Annotated in this window: 15 protein-coding genes; 1 reads left to right on the top strand and 14 read right to left on the bottom strand. The window is 69.0% G+C overall.

Going from position 1 to position 16142, the window contains the following annotated elements:
• Positions 1–6: 6 nt before the first annotated feature.
• From AHIS1636_RS03775 to rimP, 12 genes are all read right to left on the bottom strand, one after another.
• Entirely contained in the window at positions 7–2277 is a 2271-nt protein-coding gene (locus AHIS1636_RS03775) for a polyribonucleotide nucleotidyltransferase (RefSeq protein ID WP_264794542.1), read from the bottom strand.
• Between the two features lie 296 nt (positions 2278–2573).
• Positions 2574–2843 (bottom strand): 30S ribosomal protein S15, encoded by a 270-nt coding sequence (rpsO, locus tag AHIS1636_RS03770; protein ID WP_264794476.1) that lies wholly within the window; start codon positions 2841–2843, stop codon positions 2574–2576.
• Between the two features lie 153 nt (positions 2844–2996).
• A complete protein-coding gene (locus tag AHIS1636_RS03765; RefSeq protein WP_264794475.1) occupies positions 2997–3977 on the bottom strand; it encodes a bifunctional riboflavin kinase/FAD synthetase in 981 nt (326 codons plus the stop codon).
• Between the two features lie 94 nt (positions 3978–4071).
• Complete coding sequence (locus AHIS1636_RS03760) at positions 4072–4539, bottom strand: hypothetical protein (RefSeq protein WP_264794474.1); 468 nt, start codon at positions 4537–4539, stop codon at positions 4072–4074.
• Positions 4540–4556: 17 nt separating this feature from the next.
• The gene (locus AHIS1636_RS03755; protein ID WP_264794473.1) at positions 4557–4934 is read right to left on the bottom strand and encodes a hypothetical protein; all 378 of its coding nucleotides are present in this window, start codon (positions 4932–4934) and stop codon (positions 4557–4559) included.
• Positions 4934–5842: a tRNA pseudouridine(55) synthase TruB gene (gene truB, locus AHIS1636_RS03750; protein WP_264794472.1), complete on the bottom strand. Its 909-nt coding sequence runs from the start codon at positions 5840–5842 to the stop codon at positions 4934–4936. The genes AHIS1636_RS03755 and truB overlap by 1 nt, the downstream gene beginning before the upstream one ends.
• 47 nt (positions 5843–5889) lie before the next feature.
• Complete coding sequence (locus AHIS1636_RS03745; RefSeq protein ID WP_264794471.1) at positions 5890–6363, bottom strand: nucleoside deaminase; 474 nt, start codon at positions 6361–6363, stop codon at positions 5890–5892.
• A gap of 249 nt (positions 6364–6612) precedes the next feature.
• The gene (rbfA, locus tag AHIS1636_RS03740; protein WP_264794470.1) at positions 6613–7089 is read right to left on the bottom strand and encodes a 30S ribosome-binding factor RbfA; all 477 of its coding nucleotides are present in this window, start codon (positions 7087–7089) and stop codon (positions 6613–6615) included.
• 85 nt (positions 7090–7174) lie between these two features.
• Entirely contained in the window at positions 7175–10051 is a 2877-nt protein-coding gene (infB, locus tag AHIS1636_RS03735; RefSeq protein ID WP_264794469.1) for a translation initiation factor IF-2, read from the bottom strand.
• A gap of 161 nt (positions 10052–10212) precedes the next feature.
• Positions 10213–10521, bottom strand: a complete 309-nt coding sequence (locus tag AHIS1636_RS03730; protein ID WP_264794468.1) for a YlxR family protein — start codon at positions 10519–10521, stop codon at positions 10213–10215.
• 56 nt (positions 10522–10577) lie between these two features.
• The gene (nusA, locus tag AHIS1636_RS03725; RefSeq protein ID WP_264794467.1) at positions 10578–11552 is read right to left on the bottom strand and encodes a transcription termination factor NusA; all 975 of its coding nucleotides are present in this window, start codon (positions 11550–11552) and stop codon (positions 10578–10580) included.
• A 1-nt stretch (position 11553) separates the two neighbouring features.
• Positions 11554–12162: a ribosome maturation factor RimP gene (gene rimP / locus AHIS1636_RS03720; protein ID WP_264794466.1), complete on the bottom strand. Its 609-nt coding sequence runs from the start codon at positions 12160–12162 to the stop codon at positions 11554–11556.
• Positions 12163–12261: 99 nt separating this feature from the next.
• On the opposite strand from rimP, the gene AHIS1636_RS03715 reads away from it, so the two are divergent.
• Positions 12262–13410 carry a DUF4439 domain-containing protein gene (locus tag AHIS1636_RS03715; protein WP_264794465.1) on the top strand — a complete coding sequence of 383 codons (1149 nt, stop codon included), beginning with the start codon at positions 12262–12264 and terminating at the stop codon, positions 13408–13410.
• Between the two features lie 76 nt (positions 13411–13486).
• On the opposite strand, the gene AHIS1636_RS03710 is transcribed toward AHIS1636_RS03715, so the two are convergent.
• A complete protein-coding gene (locus AHIS1636_RS03710; RefSeq protein ID WP_264794464.1) occupies positions 13487–14287 on the bottom strand; it encodes a sulfite exporter TauE/SafE family protein in 801 nt (266 codons plus the stop codon).
• The gene (locus AHIS1636_RS03705) at positions 14284–16083 is read right to left on the bottom strand and encodes a proline--tRNA ligase (protein WP_264794463.1); all 1800 of its coding nucleotides are present in this window, start codon (positions 16081–16083) and stop codon (positions 14284–14286) included. Before AHIS1636_RS03705 ends, AHIS1636_RS03710 begins: the two co-directional genes overlap by 4 nt.
• Positions 16084–16142 lie beyond the last annotated feature (59 nt).

The raw sequence follows: 16142 nt of genomic DNA, 5'->3' as shown, positions 1-16142 counted from the left end.
AGGCATTTAGTCGTCGGAGCCTTCCGCAGCTTCCTCGGTGTGCTCGCGCCCGCCCTCTGCCTCGGCGGATTCCTCGGCCACGACCGGGGACAGGGAGAGCTTGCCGCGGTCGTCGATCTTGGTGATCTCGACCTGGACCTTCTGGCCCACGGAGACGACGTCTTCGACGTTGTCCACGCGCTTGCCGCCGGCGAGCTTGCGCAGCTCGGAGATGTGCAGCAGGCCGTCCTTGCCCGGAGTCAGGGAGACGAAGGCACCGAAGGTGGTGGTCTTCACGACCGTGCCCAGGTACCGCTCGCCGACCTCGGGGATCTGCGGGTTGGCGATGGCGTTGACCGCCGCGCGGGCAGCCTCGGCCGAGGAGCCGTCCGTGGCGCCGATCAGCACCGTGCCGTCGTCCTCGATGGAGATGTCCGCACCGGTGTCTTCCTGGATCTGGTTGATCATCTTGCCCTTGGGGCCGATGACCTCGCCGATCTTGTCCACCGGGATCTTCACGGAGATGATCCGCGGAGCGAACTCGGAGAGCTCATCCGGGGTATCGATTGCCGCGTTGATTACGCCGAGGATGTGCAGCCGTGCCTCGCGGGCCTGCTTCAGCGCCGCCGCGAGGACCGAGGCGGGGATGCCGTCCAGCTTGGTGTCGAGCTGGATGGCGGTCACGAACTCGGACGTTCCGGCAACCTTGAAGTCCATGTCGCCGTAGGCGTCTTCGGCACCCAGGATGTCCGTCAGCGCGGCGTAACGGGTCTCGCCGTCGACCTGGTCGGAAACCAGGCCCATGGCGATGCCGGCAACCGGCGCCTTCAGCGGCACGCCCGCGTTGAGCATCGACAGCGTCGACGCGCAGACCGAGCCCATCGAGGTGGAGCCGTTGGAGCCCAGCGCCTCGGAGACCTGGCGGATCGCGTACGGGAACTCTTCGCGGGAGGGCAGCACCGGAACCAGGGCGCGCTCGGCGAGGGCGCCGTGGCCGATTTCGCGGCGCTTGGGCGAACCCACGCGACCGGTCTCGCCCGTGGAGAACGGCGGGAAGTTGTAGTGGTGCAGGTAGCGCTTGTGCGTGACCGGGGACAGCGAGTCGATCTGCTGTTCCATCTTGAGCATGTTCAGCGTGGTCACGCCCATGATCTGGGTTTCGCCGCGCTCGAAGATAGCGGAACCGTGCACCCGCGGGAGCACCTCGACCTCCGCGGTCAGCTTGCGGATGTCCGTCAGGCCGCGGCCGTCGATGCGGACCTGCTCCTTCAGGATGCGCTGGCGCACGACCTGCTTGGTAACGGAGTTGAACGCGGCGCTGATCTCACGCTCGCGGCCGGCGAAAGCGGAGTCCTCGGAGCCGGCAAGCTGTGCCAGGACCTCGGCCTTGAATTCATCGGCGGCGTCGTTGCGGGCCTGCTTGTCGGCGATGGAGAAGATCTCCGCCAGCTTGCCGGCGGCAGCGGACTCGACGGCGGCGTAAGCGTCATCCTCGTAGTCCTTGAAGACCGGGAACTCGACGGTCGGCTTCGCGGCACGGGCCGCGAGGTCCGACTGGGCCTCGCACAGGGCACGGATGAACGGCTTGGCAGCCTCCAGGCCCTCTGCCACGACCTCTTCGGTCGGCGCGGTGGCACCCTCGTCCTTGATCAGGTTCCAGGCGTTGTCGGTAGCCTCTGCCTCGACCATCATGATGGCAACGTCGTCGCCGTTGGCATCGGAGACCACGCGTCCGGCAACAACCATGCTGAAAACGGCGCGTTCGAGCTCCGAGTGCTTCGGGAAAGCGACCCACTGGTCCTCGATCAGGGCAACGCGGACGCCGCCGATCGGGCCGGAGAACGGCAGGCCGCTCAGCTGGGTGGACATGGACGAAGCGTTGATGGCAACGACGTCGTAGAGCACGTCCGGGTTGATGGACAGGACCGTCACGACGATCTGCACCTCGTTGCGCAGGCCCTTGACGAAGGCCGGGCGCAACGGGCGGTCCATCAGGCGGCAGGCCAGGATGGCTTCCGTGGACGGACGCCCCTCGCGGCGGAAGAACGAACCGGGGATGCGGCCGGCAGCGTACATGCGCTCCTCGACATCCACGGTCAGCGGGAAGAAGTCGAAGCCTTCGCGCGGGGACTTGCCGGCGGTCGTCGCCGACAGCAGGGCGGTGTCTTCGTCGATGTAGACCATCGCGGAGCCGGCGGCCTGCTGCGCAAGGCGGCCGGTTTCGAACCGGACGACGCGCTGGCCGAAGCGGCCGTTGTCGATAACGGCTTCGGAGAACTGGATTTCGGGACCCTCCAAGAGAGCCACCTCCGTTTCTTTCGGTGGCGGAGGAAACCGGCACCGCCGCCAGGCTTGCCTGCCGGCCTTGGTGGTCGGCGCCTGGTTGCGGCCTTTGGGCCGGATCAACACCCGGTCTTCGATCGAGACGCCCGGGGCGGCGCTGCGTTGCAGCTGCCTCCCGGAGGTCACTACCGAGGACCGCGAATGCTGACGATGCCGGTCAACTCCTGTTGATGTAATTTCGGTGGTGCAAACAAAAGGCGGCTCCCCCAGGTGCGCTCAGCAGATCCGAGAGAGCCGCCTTCGTTGTCAGACTAGCGGCGCAGGCCGAGACGCTCAATGAGCGAACGGTAGCGGGCGATGTCGGTGTCGTGCAGGTAGGCAAGCATGCGCCGGCGGCGACCGACCAGGGCCATCAGGCCGCGGCGGGTGTGGTGGTCATGCTTGTGCATCTTCAGGTGTTCCGTCAGGTCCGAGATGCGGCGGGACAGAACAGCGATCTGTACCTCGGGAGAACCCGTGTCGCCCTCGTGGGTGGCGTATTCCTTGATGATTTCCTGCTTGATAGCGGCGTCCAATGCCACAGTAACTCCTAGAAGTTGTGCCGTGAGGCCCGAATCAGCACTTCGCTGCCGGGGGCTCCGCGAACCCTGCAGCGGACTGGCCGGCAGGCACGGATAAAATCCAGCCGCCACGGACCGCAGCCGGATTCGCGCTCCAGTCTACCCGGCGCGTACTTACTCTGTCGAAAGCAGGGCCCGGCACTGGGCCACATCGAGCTGCATCTGGGTCACCAGCGCCTCCGCCCCGGTGTACGCCACCATCCCCCGGAGCCGCTGCACGAATTCCACCACGACCTGCTGGCCGTAGAGGTCGAAGTCCGCCGTCCGCTCGACGGGCCGGTCAATCACGTGGGCCTCGACGCGGCGGCTGGCACCGACGAACGTCGGATTGGAGCCGACGGAAATGGCCGCGGGCCACCGCGTCCCGGCCTGGTCGATCAGCCACCCGGCGTACACGCCGTCGGCCGGAACCAGTCCGCTCGCGTCGGTGGAGAGATTCGCGGTCGGGAAACCTAGCTCGCGCCCGCGGGCATCCCCGTGCACGACTTCGCCGCGCACCCGGTGCAGGCGGCCCAGGATCTGCGCGGCGGTGGCGACGTCGCCCTCGATCAGTGCCTCCCGCACCCAGGACGAGGAGCAGCGCCGGTCCCCGTTCAGCACGTCCGGCGCGTCCGGCTGGTCCGAGCCGTACTCCTCGATGACGTCCACTGCGAAGCCGAACTGCTCGCCGAGTTCCTGCATGGTCACCAAGTCCCCCGAATTGTCCTTGCCGAAGCGGACATCGTGGCCGATGACGACGGCGCAGGCGCCGAGCGCTTCCACGAACACCTTGCGGACGAACTCTTCCGGCGTGTCGGCGGCCAGCTCCAGCGTGTAGGTCATCATCAGCAGGCCGTCGATGCCGGTTTCTTCCAGCGCGGCGACCCGGTCAGCCAGGCCCATGATCTGCGGCGGGGCGGACTCGGGCCGGTGCACCTGGGCAGGATGCGGGTCGAAGGAGATGGCTACCGCACTGGCGCTGTGCCGCGCGGCGGTCTCCACCAGGGTGGTGAGCACCTGCTGGTGGCCGCGGTGGACGCCGTCGAAGTTGCCCAGGGTTACCACTGAGGGACCAAAGCCGGACGGTACTTCGGCCAGGTCTTTCCAGTAGTGCACAGTTTCTCCTCGCGTTGTTCGGCTTCGGCGGCGGCTGCCGGCCCGCGCAGGCGCGGACGGGAAGACCTCATCCATTATGCAGACGGCGGCACTGTTACCGCATTCCGGGCCGGCCCGGGCGGTGCCTCCACAGCCACCATAGCCCCAGCAGCGGCAGGAGCAGCGGGACGTAGCCGTAGCCCTTGCCGAAGCCGGACCACACCGTGTCGTCCGGCAGCAGCGCGGCGTCGAACACGCTGAGCAGGCCGACCGCGAGCACCCCCAGCAGTTCCACGCTGATGGCGGCCACGGAAGTCCAGAACCAGCGCAGGCCCTTCTTGGCCAGGGCGACGGCGGCGAGGATGTAGACGGCGGCGGCGAACGCTGACAGCAGGTACGCCGCGGGGGCCGCGGAGAACTTGGTGGCGATCTGGTAGGCCGCCCGCGCCGTGGCGGAGACGGCGAAGATCCCGTAGACGGCGATGATCAGCCGCCCCGGGCCGCTGGCGCGCTGTTCGGCGCGCACAGCACCGCCGGCCTGTTCCTGCTCGGATTCCCGGCCGGCCGGACTGGTTGAGCTCATGGTTCCTGACTTCGCTTTCATAGTGCCGTCCCCGCCATGTCCCAGATCTGTTCCATCCGGACCAGCATCACGGCGATGGTGAGTCCGACGGCGCCCAGGACCAGGTTGCTCCAGCGGCTTCGTTCCAGCATGGACCACCAGAACGCCGCGACCGGGACCAGGAGGGCCGTGATCCAGTAGCCCCAGAACTCCCAGGCCTCCCCGGCGACCGGCTCTCCCCCGAGCTGCCGGAAGACCGCGGCCACGCCGTAGACGAGCAGGAAGAGTTCGACGGCGGCCACTGCCAGGATCGTGATATCATTCGGCGGCTGCCGGATGATCGCAGCGACGATGCAGATAAGCGCCGACACCAGGCAGATCACTACGCCGGTGATGAAGAATCCGTCGACTGCCACTACCGCCCGGCCTCGTCGTTACCCGGTGCGAACACCAGCAGCGGCTTCGCGTCGGAACCCTTGTTGTCCAGCAGTGCCACGAGCCGCCCGTCCGGCGCGAACGCCGCAACCGGTCCTGCCTCGGTGCTGGCGGAGATGCGGCGCCCGTGAGAGAGGTCGGCCGCCTCGGCCGGCTCCAACTCGCGCGCCGGGAAGAGCGCGCGGGCCGCGTCGTCGAGTTCCAGCAGCTGCAGCTCCTCGGCCAGCTCTTCCAACGTCGCGGCAGCGTCGATCCCGTACGGACCAACCTGGGTCCGCCGGAGCGCCGTCAGGTGCCCGCCAACCCCCAAGGCATCGCCCAGGTCCCTGGCCAGCGCGCGGATGTAGGTGCCGGAGGAGCATTCCACTGTGGCGTCGATGTCCAGGAGCTTGCCGCCCCGTTCGCGCCGGATGTCGTGGATGTCGAAGCGGTGCACCGTGACCGGCCTGGCGGGCAGATCCACCTCGGCGCCGGCCCGTACCCTCGCATAGGACCGCTGGCCGTTGACCTTGATCGCGGAGACGCTGCTGGGCACCTGCTCGATGTCCCCGGTCAGGTTGGCGACGGCGGCGCGGATCGCGTCCTCGGTGACGGCAGCGGCGATGGTCTCGTTCGTGACGTCGCCCTCGGCGTCGTCGGTCACCGTTGACTGGCCCAGCCGAATGGTTGCGGTGTAGGTCTTCCGGGTGCCCACGATGTAGGTCAGGAGCCGCGTGGCGCGGTTGATCCCCACAACCAGGACGCCGGTAGCCATCGGGTCCAGCGTGCCGGCGTGTCCCACCTTCCGGGTACCCGCCAGCCGCCGCATGCGGCCGACCACGTCATGGCTGGTCCACCCCTGCGGCTTGTCCACGATAATCAGTCCTGAACGGAGCGGCCCGGAATTCACGCCTTCCAGTATATGGGCGTCCGGAAGCTGCGAATGACGCCGCCGTCTCAGTACTCGGTCTTCGCGTCCAGTTGTTCCCAGCTGCGGAAGGGCTCCTGGGACGTCGGGACCGTGATCTGGGAGACCGGCATCAGCGCTTCCTGGCCCCGTCCCATGATGTAGTCGTAGAAGGCGGCGTCGTCGAAGCCCGCCCGCGCCGCGTCGTGGCGGTCGGCTGCGAAATAGACCCGGTCCAGCCGGGACCACAACGCGGCGGAGAGGCAGAGCGGGCAGGGCTCGCAGCTGCTGTACAGCGAGGCGCCGTCCAGGTTGAACGTCCCCAGCTCCTGGCAGGCGCGCCGGATGGCGACGACCTCGGCATGCGCGGTCGGGTCGTTGTTTGCAGTGACCCGGTTGGTGCCTTCGAAGACCCTGCCGTCCGCAGCGACGACGATGGCGCCGAAGGGGCCGCCCTGCGCGTCGACGTTCCTGACCGCCAGTTCCACGGCATGGGTCAGGTATTCGGCGATCTTGTCGTCCATGGCACCACCTTGTTTCGAGGACACTGCTTCGGTCGTTGACAGCTCCCGTTGCCGGGAATAGCTCGACCCTACTGCACCATCGTGTGCCGGACCCCGCGCCGTCATCAAAACCGTCGTTAAAGGAGACTGCCCGGAACCGTGGAGGGCACGCATGGCATGCTCTGGTCCACAGTTCCGGGCGGTACCGGAGTCTCCCTCCGGCGGGGGCAGGTGCTGCACGGCCCCCTCGGCCAGGTCAGCTCGACGGAATCAGCGGGTGCCGTCGCGCTCGTCGGGATCGTCCGCGAAGTCTTCCTCGTCGTCGTCCTCTTCATCCTTGCGATAGGGATCGGAGTCGCCGGCAAAGCTCGCGCCCTCGGCGAGGGCGGCCACCTCGGCGTCCCGGGCCTTGGCCGTGCGCAGGAGTTCCTCCAGGTTGCTGGCGTTGACCGGGATCTCGTCCGGCACGAATTCCAGGGTCGGCGTCAGCCGGGCCGTGATGTTCTTGCCGACCTCCGAGCGGAGGATGCCCTTGGCCGACTCGAGGGCCTTGCGTGTGTCGCTCTGCTGCGCCTCGTCCCCGAAGACGGTGTAGTACAGCGTGGCGTGCTGCAGGTCGTTGGTGACGCGGGCGTCGGTGATGGTGACGAAGCCGAGCCGCGGATCCTTCACCCTGCGGTCCAGCGCCTGTGCTACGACGACCTTGATCCGGTCAGCCAGCTTGGCTGCGCGGGCTGGATCAGCCATGGGTCCCCTCCTCATGTCGGGTGGTTAAGGGGCGGACGCCTGGCCGGCTGTGCGGCCGGTCCAGGCGCCCGCCCGGGAGAACTGACTAGACGCGCGGCTTCTCGCGCATCTCGTAGGTCTCGATGATGTCGCCTTCCTTGAGGTCGTTGAACGACCCCAGGCCGATACCGCACTCGAAGCCCTCGCGGACCTCGGTCGCATCGTCCTTGAACCGCTTGAGCGACTCAACGGTGAGGTTCTCGCCGATGACGTTGCCGTCGCGGGAGACGCGCGCCTTGGAGTTACGGCGGATCGTGCCCGAGCGGACAATCGAGCCGGCGATGTTGCCGAACTTGGAGGAGCGGAAGATCTCGCGGATCTCGGCGGTGCCGAGCTGCGCTTCCTCGTACTCCGGCTTCAGCATGCCCTTCAGCGCCAGTTCGATGTCATCGATTGCGGCGTAGATGACCGAGTAGAAGCGCATGTCGACGCCTTCGCGGTCGGCCAGTTCGGCCACGCGCTCGGCCGGCTTGACGTTGAAGCCGATGATGATCGCGTTGTCCACGGTCGCCAGGTTGACGTCGTTCTGCGTGATCGCACCGACACCGCGGTGGATAACGCGCAGCTGGACATCTTCGCCGACGTCAATCTTGAGCAGCGAGTCCTCCAGCGCTTCGACCGCACCGGACACGTCGCCCTTGAGGATGAGGTTGAGGGTGTCAACCTTGCCCTCGGCCACGGCCTTGTCGAAGTCCTCGAGGCTGATGCGCTTGCGGCGCTTGGCCAGTGCGGCGTTGCGGTCCGCAGCTTCGCGCTTCTCGGCGATCTGGCGGGCAGTGCGCTCGTCGTCGGTCACCAGGAAGGTGTCGCCGGCGCGGGGCACCGTGGACAGGCCGAGGACCTGCACCGGACGGGACGGCGCGGCTGCCTCGACCTGGTCGCCGTTCTCGTCGAACATGGCACGCACGCGGCCATGCGCAATGCCGGCCACGATCGTGTCGCCCACCTTCAGCGTTCCGGACTGGACCAGCACGGTCGCGACTGCGCCGCGGCCCTTGTCCAGGTTCGCTTCGATGGCGATGCCGCGGGCGTCCTTGTTCGGGTTGGCCCGCAGGTCCAGCGCCGCGTCCGCGGTCAGCAGGACTGCCGAGAGCAGGTCGTCGATGTTGAGGTTCTGGCGTGCCGAGACGTCGACGAACATCGTGTCGCCGCCGTACTCCTCGGGTACCAGGCCGTACTCGGTCAGCTGGCCGCGGATCTTGTCCGGGTTCGCGCCTTCCTTATCGATCTTGTTCACGGCCACCACGATCGGCACCCCGGCGGCCTGCGCGTGGTTGAGCGCCTCCACGGTCTGCGGCATGACGCCGTCGTCCGCGGCGACCACCAGGATGGCGATGTCGGTGACCTTCGCACCGCGGGCACGCATGGCGGTGAACGCCTCGTGGCCCGGGGTATCGATGAAGGTGATCCGGCGCTGCCGGCCGTCGTGGTCGAAACCGATCTGGTAGGCACCGATGTGCTGGGTGATGCCGCCGTGTTCGCCCTCGACAACGTTCGAGTGCCGGATGGCGTCCAGCAGGCGGGTCTTACCGTGGTCCACGTGGCCCATGACGGTCACGACCGCCGGACGCTTCTCCAGGTCCGCGTCGCCCTCGGCCTCGAGTTCGGCCTCGAGGTCGATGTCGAACGAATCGAGCAGCTCGCGCTCCTCGTCCTCGGGGGAAACAACCTGGATCTTGTAGCCCAGCTCCGCGCCGAGGACCTCGAAGGTCGCCTCGTCCAGGGACTGGGTGGCCGTGGCCATCTCACCCAGGTGGAAGAGCACGGTCACCAGTGCGGCCGGGTTCGCCTCGATCTTGTCGGCAAAATCCGTGATGGAGGAGCCGCGGCGCAGGCGGACAACCGTGTTGCCATCGCCGCGGGGAACGCTCACGCCGCCCAGCGACGGTGCGCTCATCTGCTCCAGTTCCTGGCGCTTCGCGCGCTTCGACTTGCGCTGCTTGCCGCGGCCGGCGCCCCCCTTGCCGAAGGCGCCCTGCGTGCCGCCGCGTCCGCGGCCGCCCTTGCCGAAGCCGCCGCCGGCCGGAGCGCCACCCGGGGCACCGCCCGGACGGCCGGGAGCGCCCGGACGACCGGGACCGCCGGAGCGGCCGGCAGGTGCCGGGCGCTCGGTGCGGTTAGGCATCATGCCCGGCGTCGGACGCGCGCCACCGGGACCGCCGCCGGGCCGCGGGGCACCGGGACGGGGTGCGCCCGGACGGGGCGCTCCCGGACGGGGTGCGCCGGGACGCGGTGCGCCCGGACGCGGACCGCCCTGGCCCGCTGCGGGACGGGGACCACCCTGGCCGGCAGCCGGACGGGGTGCGCCGTCGCGGCCGCCCCGGGGCATGCCCTGGGAGGTAGCGAAGGGGTTGTTGCCCGGACGCGGAGCACGATCGGAATCGCGGTCGCGGCCGCCCCGGGGCATGCCCTGGGACGTGGCAAACGGATTGTTGCCCGGGCGCGGACCGGAAGGCCGCGGGGCGCCGGGGCGCGGGGCGGCGGAACCGGGCTTGGGAGCAGCCGGGGTTTCGGCAGGGGCCGGAGCGGACGCTTCAGCCGGAGCCGACGGTGCGGCCTGGGCGGCAGGTGCCTGCGGTTCGGCAGGTACCGAGGGAGCGGACGGTGCCGCAGGTTCGGCCTGCTGGGAAGCCGCCGGGGCCTGCGGAGCCGGCGAGGGCTTGGCGCCCGGCCGCGGCGACGGGGCGGCACCGGGCTTGGGCCCGGGAGCCGGGCGTCCGGCAGGCGCCTGCCGGCCGGCGGGCGCGGCTGCGCCCTTTGCACCGGCGGCCGGGTAGGCATCACGAAGCTTCTTGACTACGGGTGCCTCGATAGTCGACGAGGCGGACCGGACGAATTCGCCCAGTTCCTGCAGTTTGGCAACTGCATCTTTAGAGGTAATACCGAGCTCTTTCGCGAGCTCGTGTACGCGGACCTTGGCCACATTTCTCCTGTCTCGGTCCGCACCGAGCCAGGTACGAACCGTCTATTTCTTGCTGCGGTCTCCCGCACCGCACGTGGGGTGCTGCGGAGAACGACCGTGAGCAGTGCACAACAGATGAGTCATCGTTGGGCACTCATCGCTTGGCACTCATCGGGTTTCCATCAGTTTTCTGACCCGCTTTCAGGTTGGACGGTTGTTCGCGCGCTGAAGTAGCTTTCGACGGCGCGGCTATCAACTTTACCCCTAAAGGCTCGGTTGAAGGCACGCCGCTTCAAAGCCAAGGCCATGCACGCGGAATCCGGGTGCAACCAGGCACCCCTCCCGGGCGAGCGGCGGCGGAGATCGACGACGACGGCACCAAGGCCGTCCGGCGCGATGGCCAAACGCAGCAGGCCGGGCTGGTCATCCTGCTTCCGGCAGCCAATGCAGGTACGCTGCGGCGGCTTCCGGGGAGACCGGACCGTATTCATTCTAGCGCTTTCGGCAAGCCGGCCACGAACCGGGCCGGTCGGATCGGGCAGGGAGGCTATTGGACGGCCACCGCATCCGAGACGATGTCGATCCGCCAGCCGGTCAGCTTGGCCGCGAGGCGGGCGTTCTGGCCCTCCTTGCCGATGGCCAGCGACAGCTGGTAGTCCGGCACCACCACGCGGGCCGAGCGGGCGTCCGTATCCGTGATCGTGACGGAGGTGACGCGCGACGGCGACAGCGCGTTGCCGATGAAGGTCGCCGGGTCCTCGCTGAAGTCCACGATGTCGATCTTTTCGTCGTGCAGCTCGGTCATGACCGCGCGCACCCGCGAACCCATCTCCCCGATGCAGGCGCCCTTGGCGTTCAGGCCCGGCACGTTCGCCTTGACGGCGATCTTGGTCCGGTGTCCGGCCTCGCGCGCCAGCGCCACGATCTCGACGCTGTGGTCCGCGATCTCCGGAACCTCGAGTTCGAAAAGCTTGCGGACCAGCCCCGGATGCGAGCGGGAAAGGGTGATCGACGGGCCCTTCAGGCCGCGGTGGACATCCACGACGTAGGCCCGGAGCCGCGCGCCGTGCGGATAGCTCTCCCCCGGCACCTGCTCGGGCGGCGGGAGCAGCGCCTCGACCGTGCCCAGGTCCACCTGCACCATGTTCGGGTTGTGCCCCTGCTGGATGACGCCGGAGACCAGCTCGCCTTCCTTGCCGCGGAAAACACCGAGCACGTTGTCATCCTCGGCGTCGCGGAGGCGCTGCAGGATGATCTGCCGGGCGGTCGATGCCGCGATGCGGCCGAAGCCGTTGGGCGTGTCGTCGAACTCGCCGACGACCTCGCCGTCCTCGTCAACCTCGGCGGCCCAGATGGTCACGTGCCCGCTCTTGCGGTCCAGTTCGGCCCGGGCCTTCTCGATGGAGCCGGGCGTCTTGTGGTACGCCACCAGCAGCGCCTGCTCGATCGTTGGAATGAGCAGATCCAAGGGGATTTCGCGTTCGCGTTCCAGCAGCCGCAGGGCGCTCATGTCGATATCCATGTCAGTCTTCCTCATTCTCAAGTTCGCCGCGCCGCTCAGCCGCGGCCAGTTCTTCGTCCAGCTGGGTGAATTCTATTTCCACTTTCCCGCTGCGGATATTGCCGAAGGCCAGCTCCACGGGTTCGCCTTCCTTGGGCTTCATTCCCTTCCGGACGGCCAGCTGCGGCCGGAGGGTGACGCCATCTTCCCGGACCTCCAGCAGGCGCCCGGTCACGTCCTCGCCGTCGATCACCTTGGCGCGTACCAGCCGGCCGAGGTTCCGCCGCCAGTGCCGCGGTTCGGTCAGCGGCCGGCTCACACCCGGCGATGACACTTCAAGATCGTACGCGTCGCCGGTGTCGTGCGGATCCTCGTCCAGGATCTTCGACAGCACCTGCGACAGCTCGGCGATGGTGTCCAGTCCCACACCGCCCACCCGGTCCTCAGGCAGGTCCACGACGACGTGCACGGTGCGCTGGGTGCCCGCGGTGCGCACCTCGACATCCTCCAGGTAGAGCTCCTTGGCGGCCACGGCCGGCGCTACGAGTTCCTTCAGGCGATCCGCCTCTGCATGGGTGCCGGTTGGATTCCCCGGCTGGAACCCGCCGGTGCGATCGGGCCGATCGGCCATTGCTGCCTCCCGCTAGATGATGTTGTAGCTACTAGCCTAGCGACTTTCCCGGACAGTCGTTGACGCCCGCCCCGGCGCGGCATGGCATCATCGACTGTTGTGGAACCGTCTCCTGCACCGTCCGCCGCCGCGAAGTCCGGGCGGTTCCTGCGCCGCACGCTCCTGCTGCTGCTGGCCGGCGCCCTGGTCATCGGCCTGGGCACCGTGGTCGCCCCGGTCGACGAAGGCCCGCCGCCCCTGAGCACCGCGGACCAGCTGCGCGTGGACGCGGAGGACAGCCTGCTGGATGCCGCCGACCGCCTCGAGGCACTGGCCGCACGGGAGGAAGGAAACAACGACGGCGGATCGCGGCTGGCGTCCCGGCTCGCCGGAGACCTGCGCCGCCAGGCGGCGATGTTCCCGCTGGTCACCACCTGGCCGTCCGGCTCCCCCGCGGCGCAGGACGGTTCGGGCGAGGCCCGGCCCTCCGCAGGGACGGCGCCGTCCGCGGGCGGCGAGCATTCCGCCATCGCATCCGGCACGGCCGCGAGCCAACCCGAGCCGGATCCGCAGCAGGCACTTGACACGCTGTCCGCCGCGTACAAGCTCCTGCTCGACGGCTCGCAGGCTGCCGAACCGGGGCTGGCACGACTGCTCGCCTCCGTCGGTGCCTCCGTTTACAGCCAGGCCGTCGCCCTGCACGGCGCCTTCCCTCAGACCCGGAGTCCCGCACCGTGGACGCCTCCCTCGGCGGCCGCAGCGGAATGCACGCCCGCTGCCGGCGGAGCCTCCTCGTCTTCCCCGGTCCCGGAGCCTCAGCCCGCGGACACCACCTCCCCCGGCACCCAGGGGAGCAACGAAGCGCGGGCCGTGGCCGGCGTCGTCGTCACCGAATACCGCACCATCTTCATCTACGAGGCCGCGCTGCCCAGGCTCTCGGGAAAGGATCGCGCTGCCGCCGAGGAACGCTACGCGGCGCACCGCGCGCTGGCGGGCCGGTGGGAGGACCTCGCCGCCTCGGCCTGCCTGGCGCTGCCGGAGCGCGCGGCCGCGTACCCGTTCCCTGCGGATCCGGCTGCGCAGCCGCTCGAGGCTCTGGCCGCAGCCGAACGGGACACGGCCTCCGCACTGGCCGACGCCGTCGCCTTCGACCGGTCCCTCCGCGGAGCGGCGGCCGCCGACCTTGCCGCGGCGGCTGTCCGGCTCGCCGAGGCCGGAGGCCGGCCGCCGCTCACTCCGGGGCTGGACGAGGACGGCGGCGAAGGCTGAGCCGCTGCGCGGCCGGGCGGCAGACGCCGGGCCGCAGCCAACGGGACAGCCCGGCGTCGGAGCTACCGGCTACCGGCTACCGGCCCGGCATGTTCTCCTGCACCACGTCGTAGCCGAGCTTGATGATCAGCGCGGCCACGACGAGCAGGAACACAACCCGGATGAACCGGCTGCCCTTGGTGATCGCCATCCGGGCGCCGACATAGCCGCCGGCCATATTGGCCGCCCCGAGCACCAGGCCGAGGCCCCATAGCAGGGCGCCGCTGGGCAGGAAGAACATCAGGGCGCCGGCGTTGGTCGCCATGTTGACGATCTTGGCCTTGGCGCTGGCGGCCAGGAAGTTGTAGCCGAGCATGGCCACCATCGCGATGATCAGGAACGAGCCGGTTCCCGGGCCGATCAGGCCGTCATAGAAGCCGATGACGAGCCCGATCCCGGCGGCGGCGCCAAAGTGCCGCACGCCGCTGTAGCGCAGCTTCGTGAGGGTTCCGGCGGTGGGTCGGAGCGCCGTGAAGACGGCAACGACGACCAGGGCGGCGATGATGATCGGCTTGAAGACCTCCGCCGGCAGCACGGTGGCGACGATGGCGCCGCCGAAGCTGCCCGCCAGCGCCACGCCGGCCATCGGCAGCGCCGTCTTCAGGTCGGGGTGGGCCCGGCGGTAGTACGTCACGGCGCTGGTCGTGGTGCCGAAGATGGAGCCCATCTTGTTCGTGGCCAGCGCCTGGACCGGGCTGATGCCGGGCACCAGCAGCAGGGCGGGAAGCTGGACCAGCCCTCCGCCGCCGACCACGGCATCCACCCAGCCCGCCGCGAAACCGGCGACGACCACCAGGAGGATCGTCGCCAGCTCGAGCTCTTCGAGCCCGGAGGTCACTTGCCGGCAAGCGCCGCCACGTGGGCGACCGCGTCCTCCAGGGCAATGTTCTGCGCCTCGCCGGTGGCGCGGTCCTTCACCTCGACGACGCCGTCAGCCAGGCCGCGCCCGACGACCACGATCGTCGGCACGCCGATCAGTTCGGCGTCGCCGAACTTCACGCCCGGGGAGACCTTGGGCCGGTCGTCGTAGATGACCTCGAGGCCGGCGGCTTCGAATTCGTCAGCGAGCTCGGCGGCAGCCTCGAAGATTTCCGTTCCCTTGCCCGTGGCCACGAGGTGCACGTCCGCCGGTGCGACGTTCCGTGGCCAGACCAGCCCCCTGCCGTCATGGTTGGACTCGGCCAGTGCGGCCACGGCGCGGGTGACGCCGACACCGTAGGAGCCCATGGTCACGGTGGTGAGCTTGCCGTTGGAGTCGAGGACCTGCAGTCCGAGCGCCTCCGCGTACTTCCGGCCGAGCTGGAAGATGTGCCCCATTTCGATGCCGCGCGCGGCCTCGAGCGGACCGGAGCCGTCCGGGGCGGGGTCGCCCGCGCGCACCTCGACGGACTCGATCACGCCGTCCCAGCCGAAGTCGCGCCCGGCGACGAGGCCGAACACGTGCTTGCCGTCGAGGTTGGCGCCGGTGATCCAGCTGCTTCCGGAGACCACGCGCGGATCCACCAGGAACAGCAGGCCGGTCTTGCCCTCGGTGCCCAGCACCGCGGCGTCGAGGCTCTCCCCCGGCCCGATGTAGCCCTTGACCAGGCCCGGGTGCTTCTTCAGGTCGTCTTCGGTGGCCGGCTCGATGCCCACTTCGCCGCCGACCGGCAGGAAGCCTGCGATGTTGGCTTCCACGCGCTTGAGGTCGACTGCGCGGTCGCCCGGGACGCCGATCACCAGGATCCGGCGTTCCCCGGTCGGCAGCGTGGCGGCCAGCACCACGTTCTTGAGCGTGTCGGCGGCGGTCCACGGCCGGTCGGCCCGCGGCGCGATCTGGTTGGCGGCGGCCACCAGGGTCTCGATGGTCGGCGTGTCCGGCGTGTCCTTGACCTCGGCCGCGGGTGCTTCGCTGAAGTCGATGGCCGGCGGAACCACGGTGGTAACCGCCTCGACGTTGGCGGCATATCCGCCGGCGGAGCGGACGAACGTGTCCTCGCCGACGTCGGTCGGATGCAGGAATTCCTCGCTCTTGGAGCCGCCCATGGCGCCCGCGGTCGCCTTGACCGGGACGACTTCCAGTCCCAGCCGGTCGAAGATGCGCAGGTACGCGGCCCGGTGCGCCGCATAGCTCGCGTCCAGTCCGGCGTCGTCGATGTCGAAGGAGTAGGAGTCCTTCATGATGAATTCGCGGCCGCGCAGCAGGCCTGCCCGCGGGCGGGCCTCGTCGCGGTACTTCGTCTGGATCTGGTACAGGCAGACCGGCAGGTCCTTGTAGGACGAGTACAGGTCCTTGACCAGCAGCGTGAACATTTCCTCGTGCGTGGGCGCCAGCAGGTAGTCCGCGTCCTTGCGGTCCTTCAGCCGGAAAAGCCCCTCGCCGTACTCGGTCCAGCGGTTCGTCGCCTCGTACGGTTCGCGCGGCAGCAGCGCCGGGAAATGGACTTCCTGCGCGCCGATCGAGTTCATCTCCTCGCGCACGATCGCCTCGACCTTGCCCAGGACCTTCAGGCCCAGCGGCAGCCAGGAGTAGATGCCCGGAGCGGCCCGGCGGATGTAGCCCGCGCGGACCAGCAGCTTGTGGCTGGCGACCTCTGCGTCAACCGGGTCTTCGCGCAAAGTGCGCAGGAACAGAGTGGAAAGTCGCAGGACCACGCTTGGAATCCGTTTCTGGGTCTGGGAGGAAGAATCAGTTACCCATCCTACGGTTCCTC

This window comes from Arthrobacter mangrovi (assembly GCF_026011795.1).
GTDB classification, from domain to species: Bacteria; Actinomycetota; Actinomycetes; order Actinomycetales; family Micrococcaceae; genus Crystallibacter; species Crystallibacter mangrovi.
The sequence above is the reverse complement of the archived record's forward strand: the minus strand, read 5'-3'. Positions and strand labels throughout refer to the sequence as shown.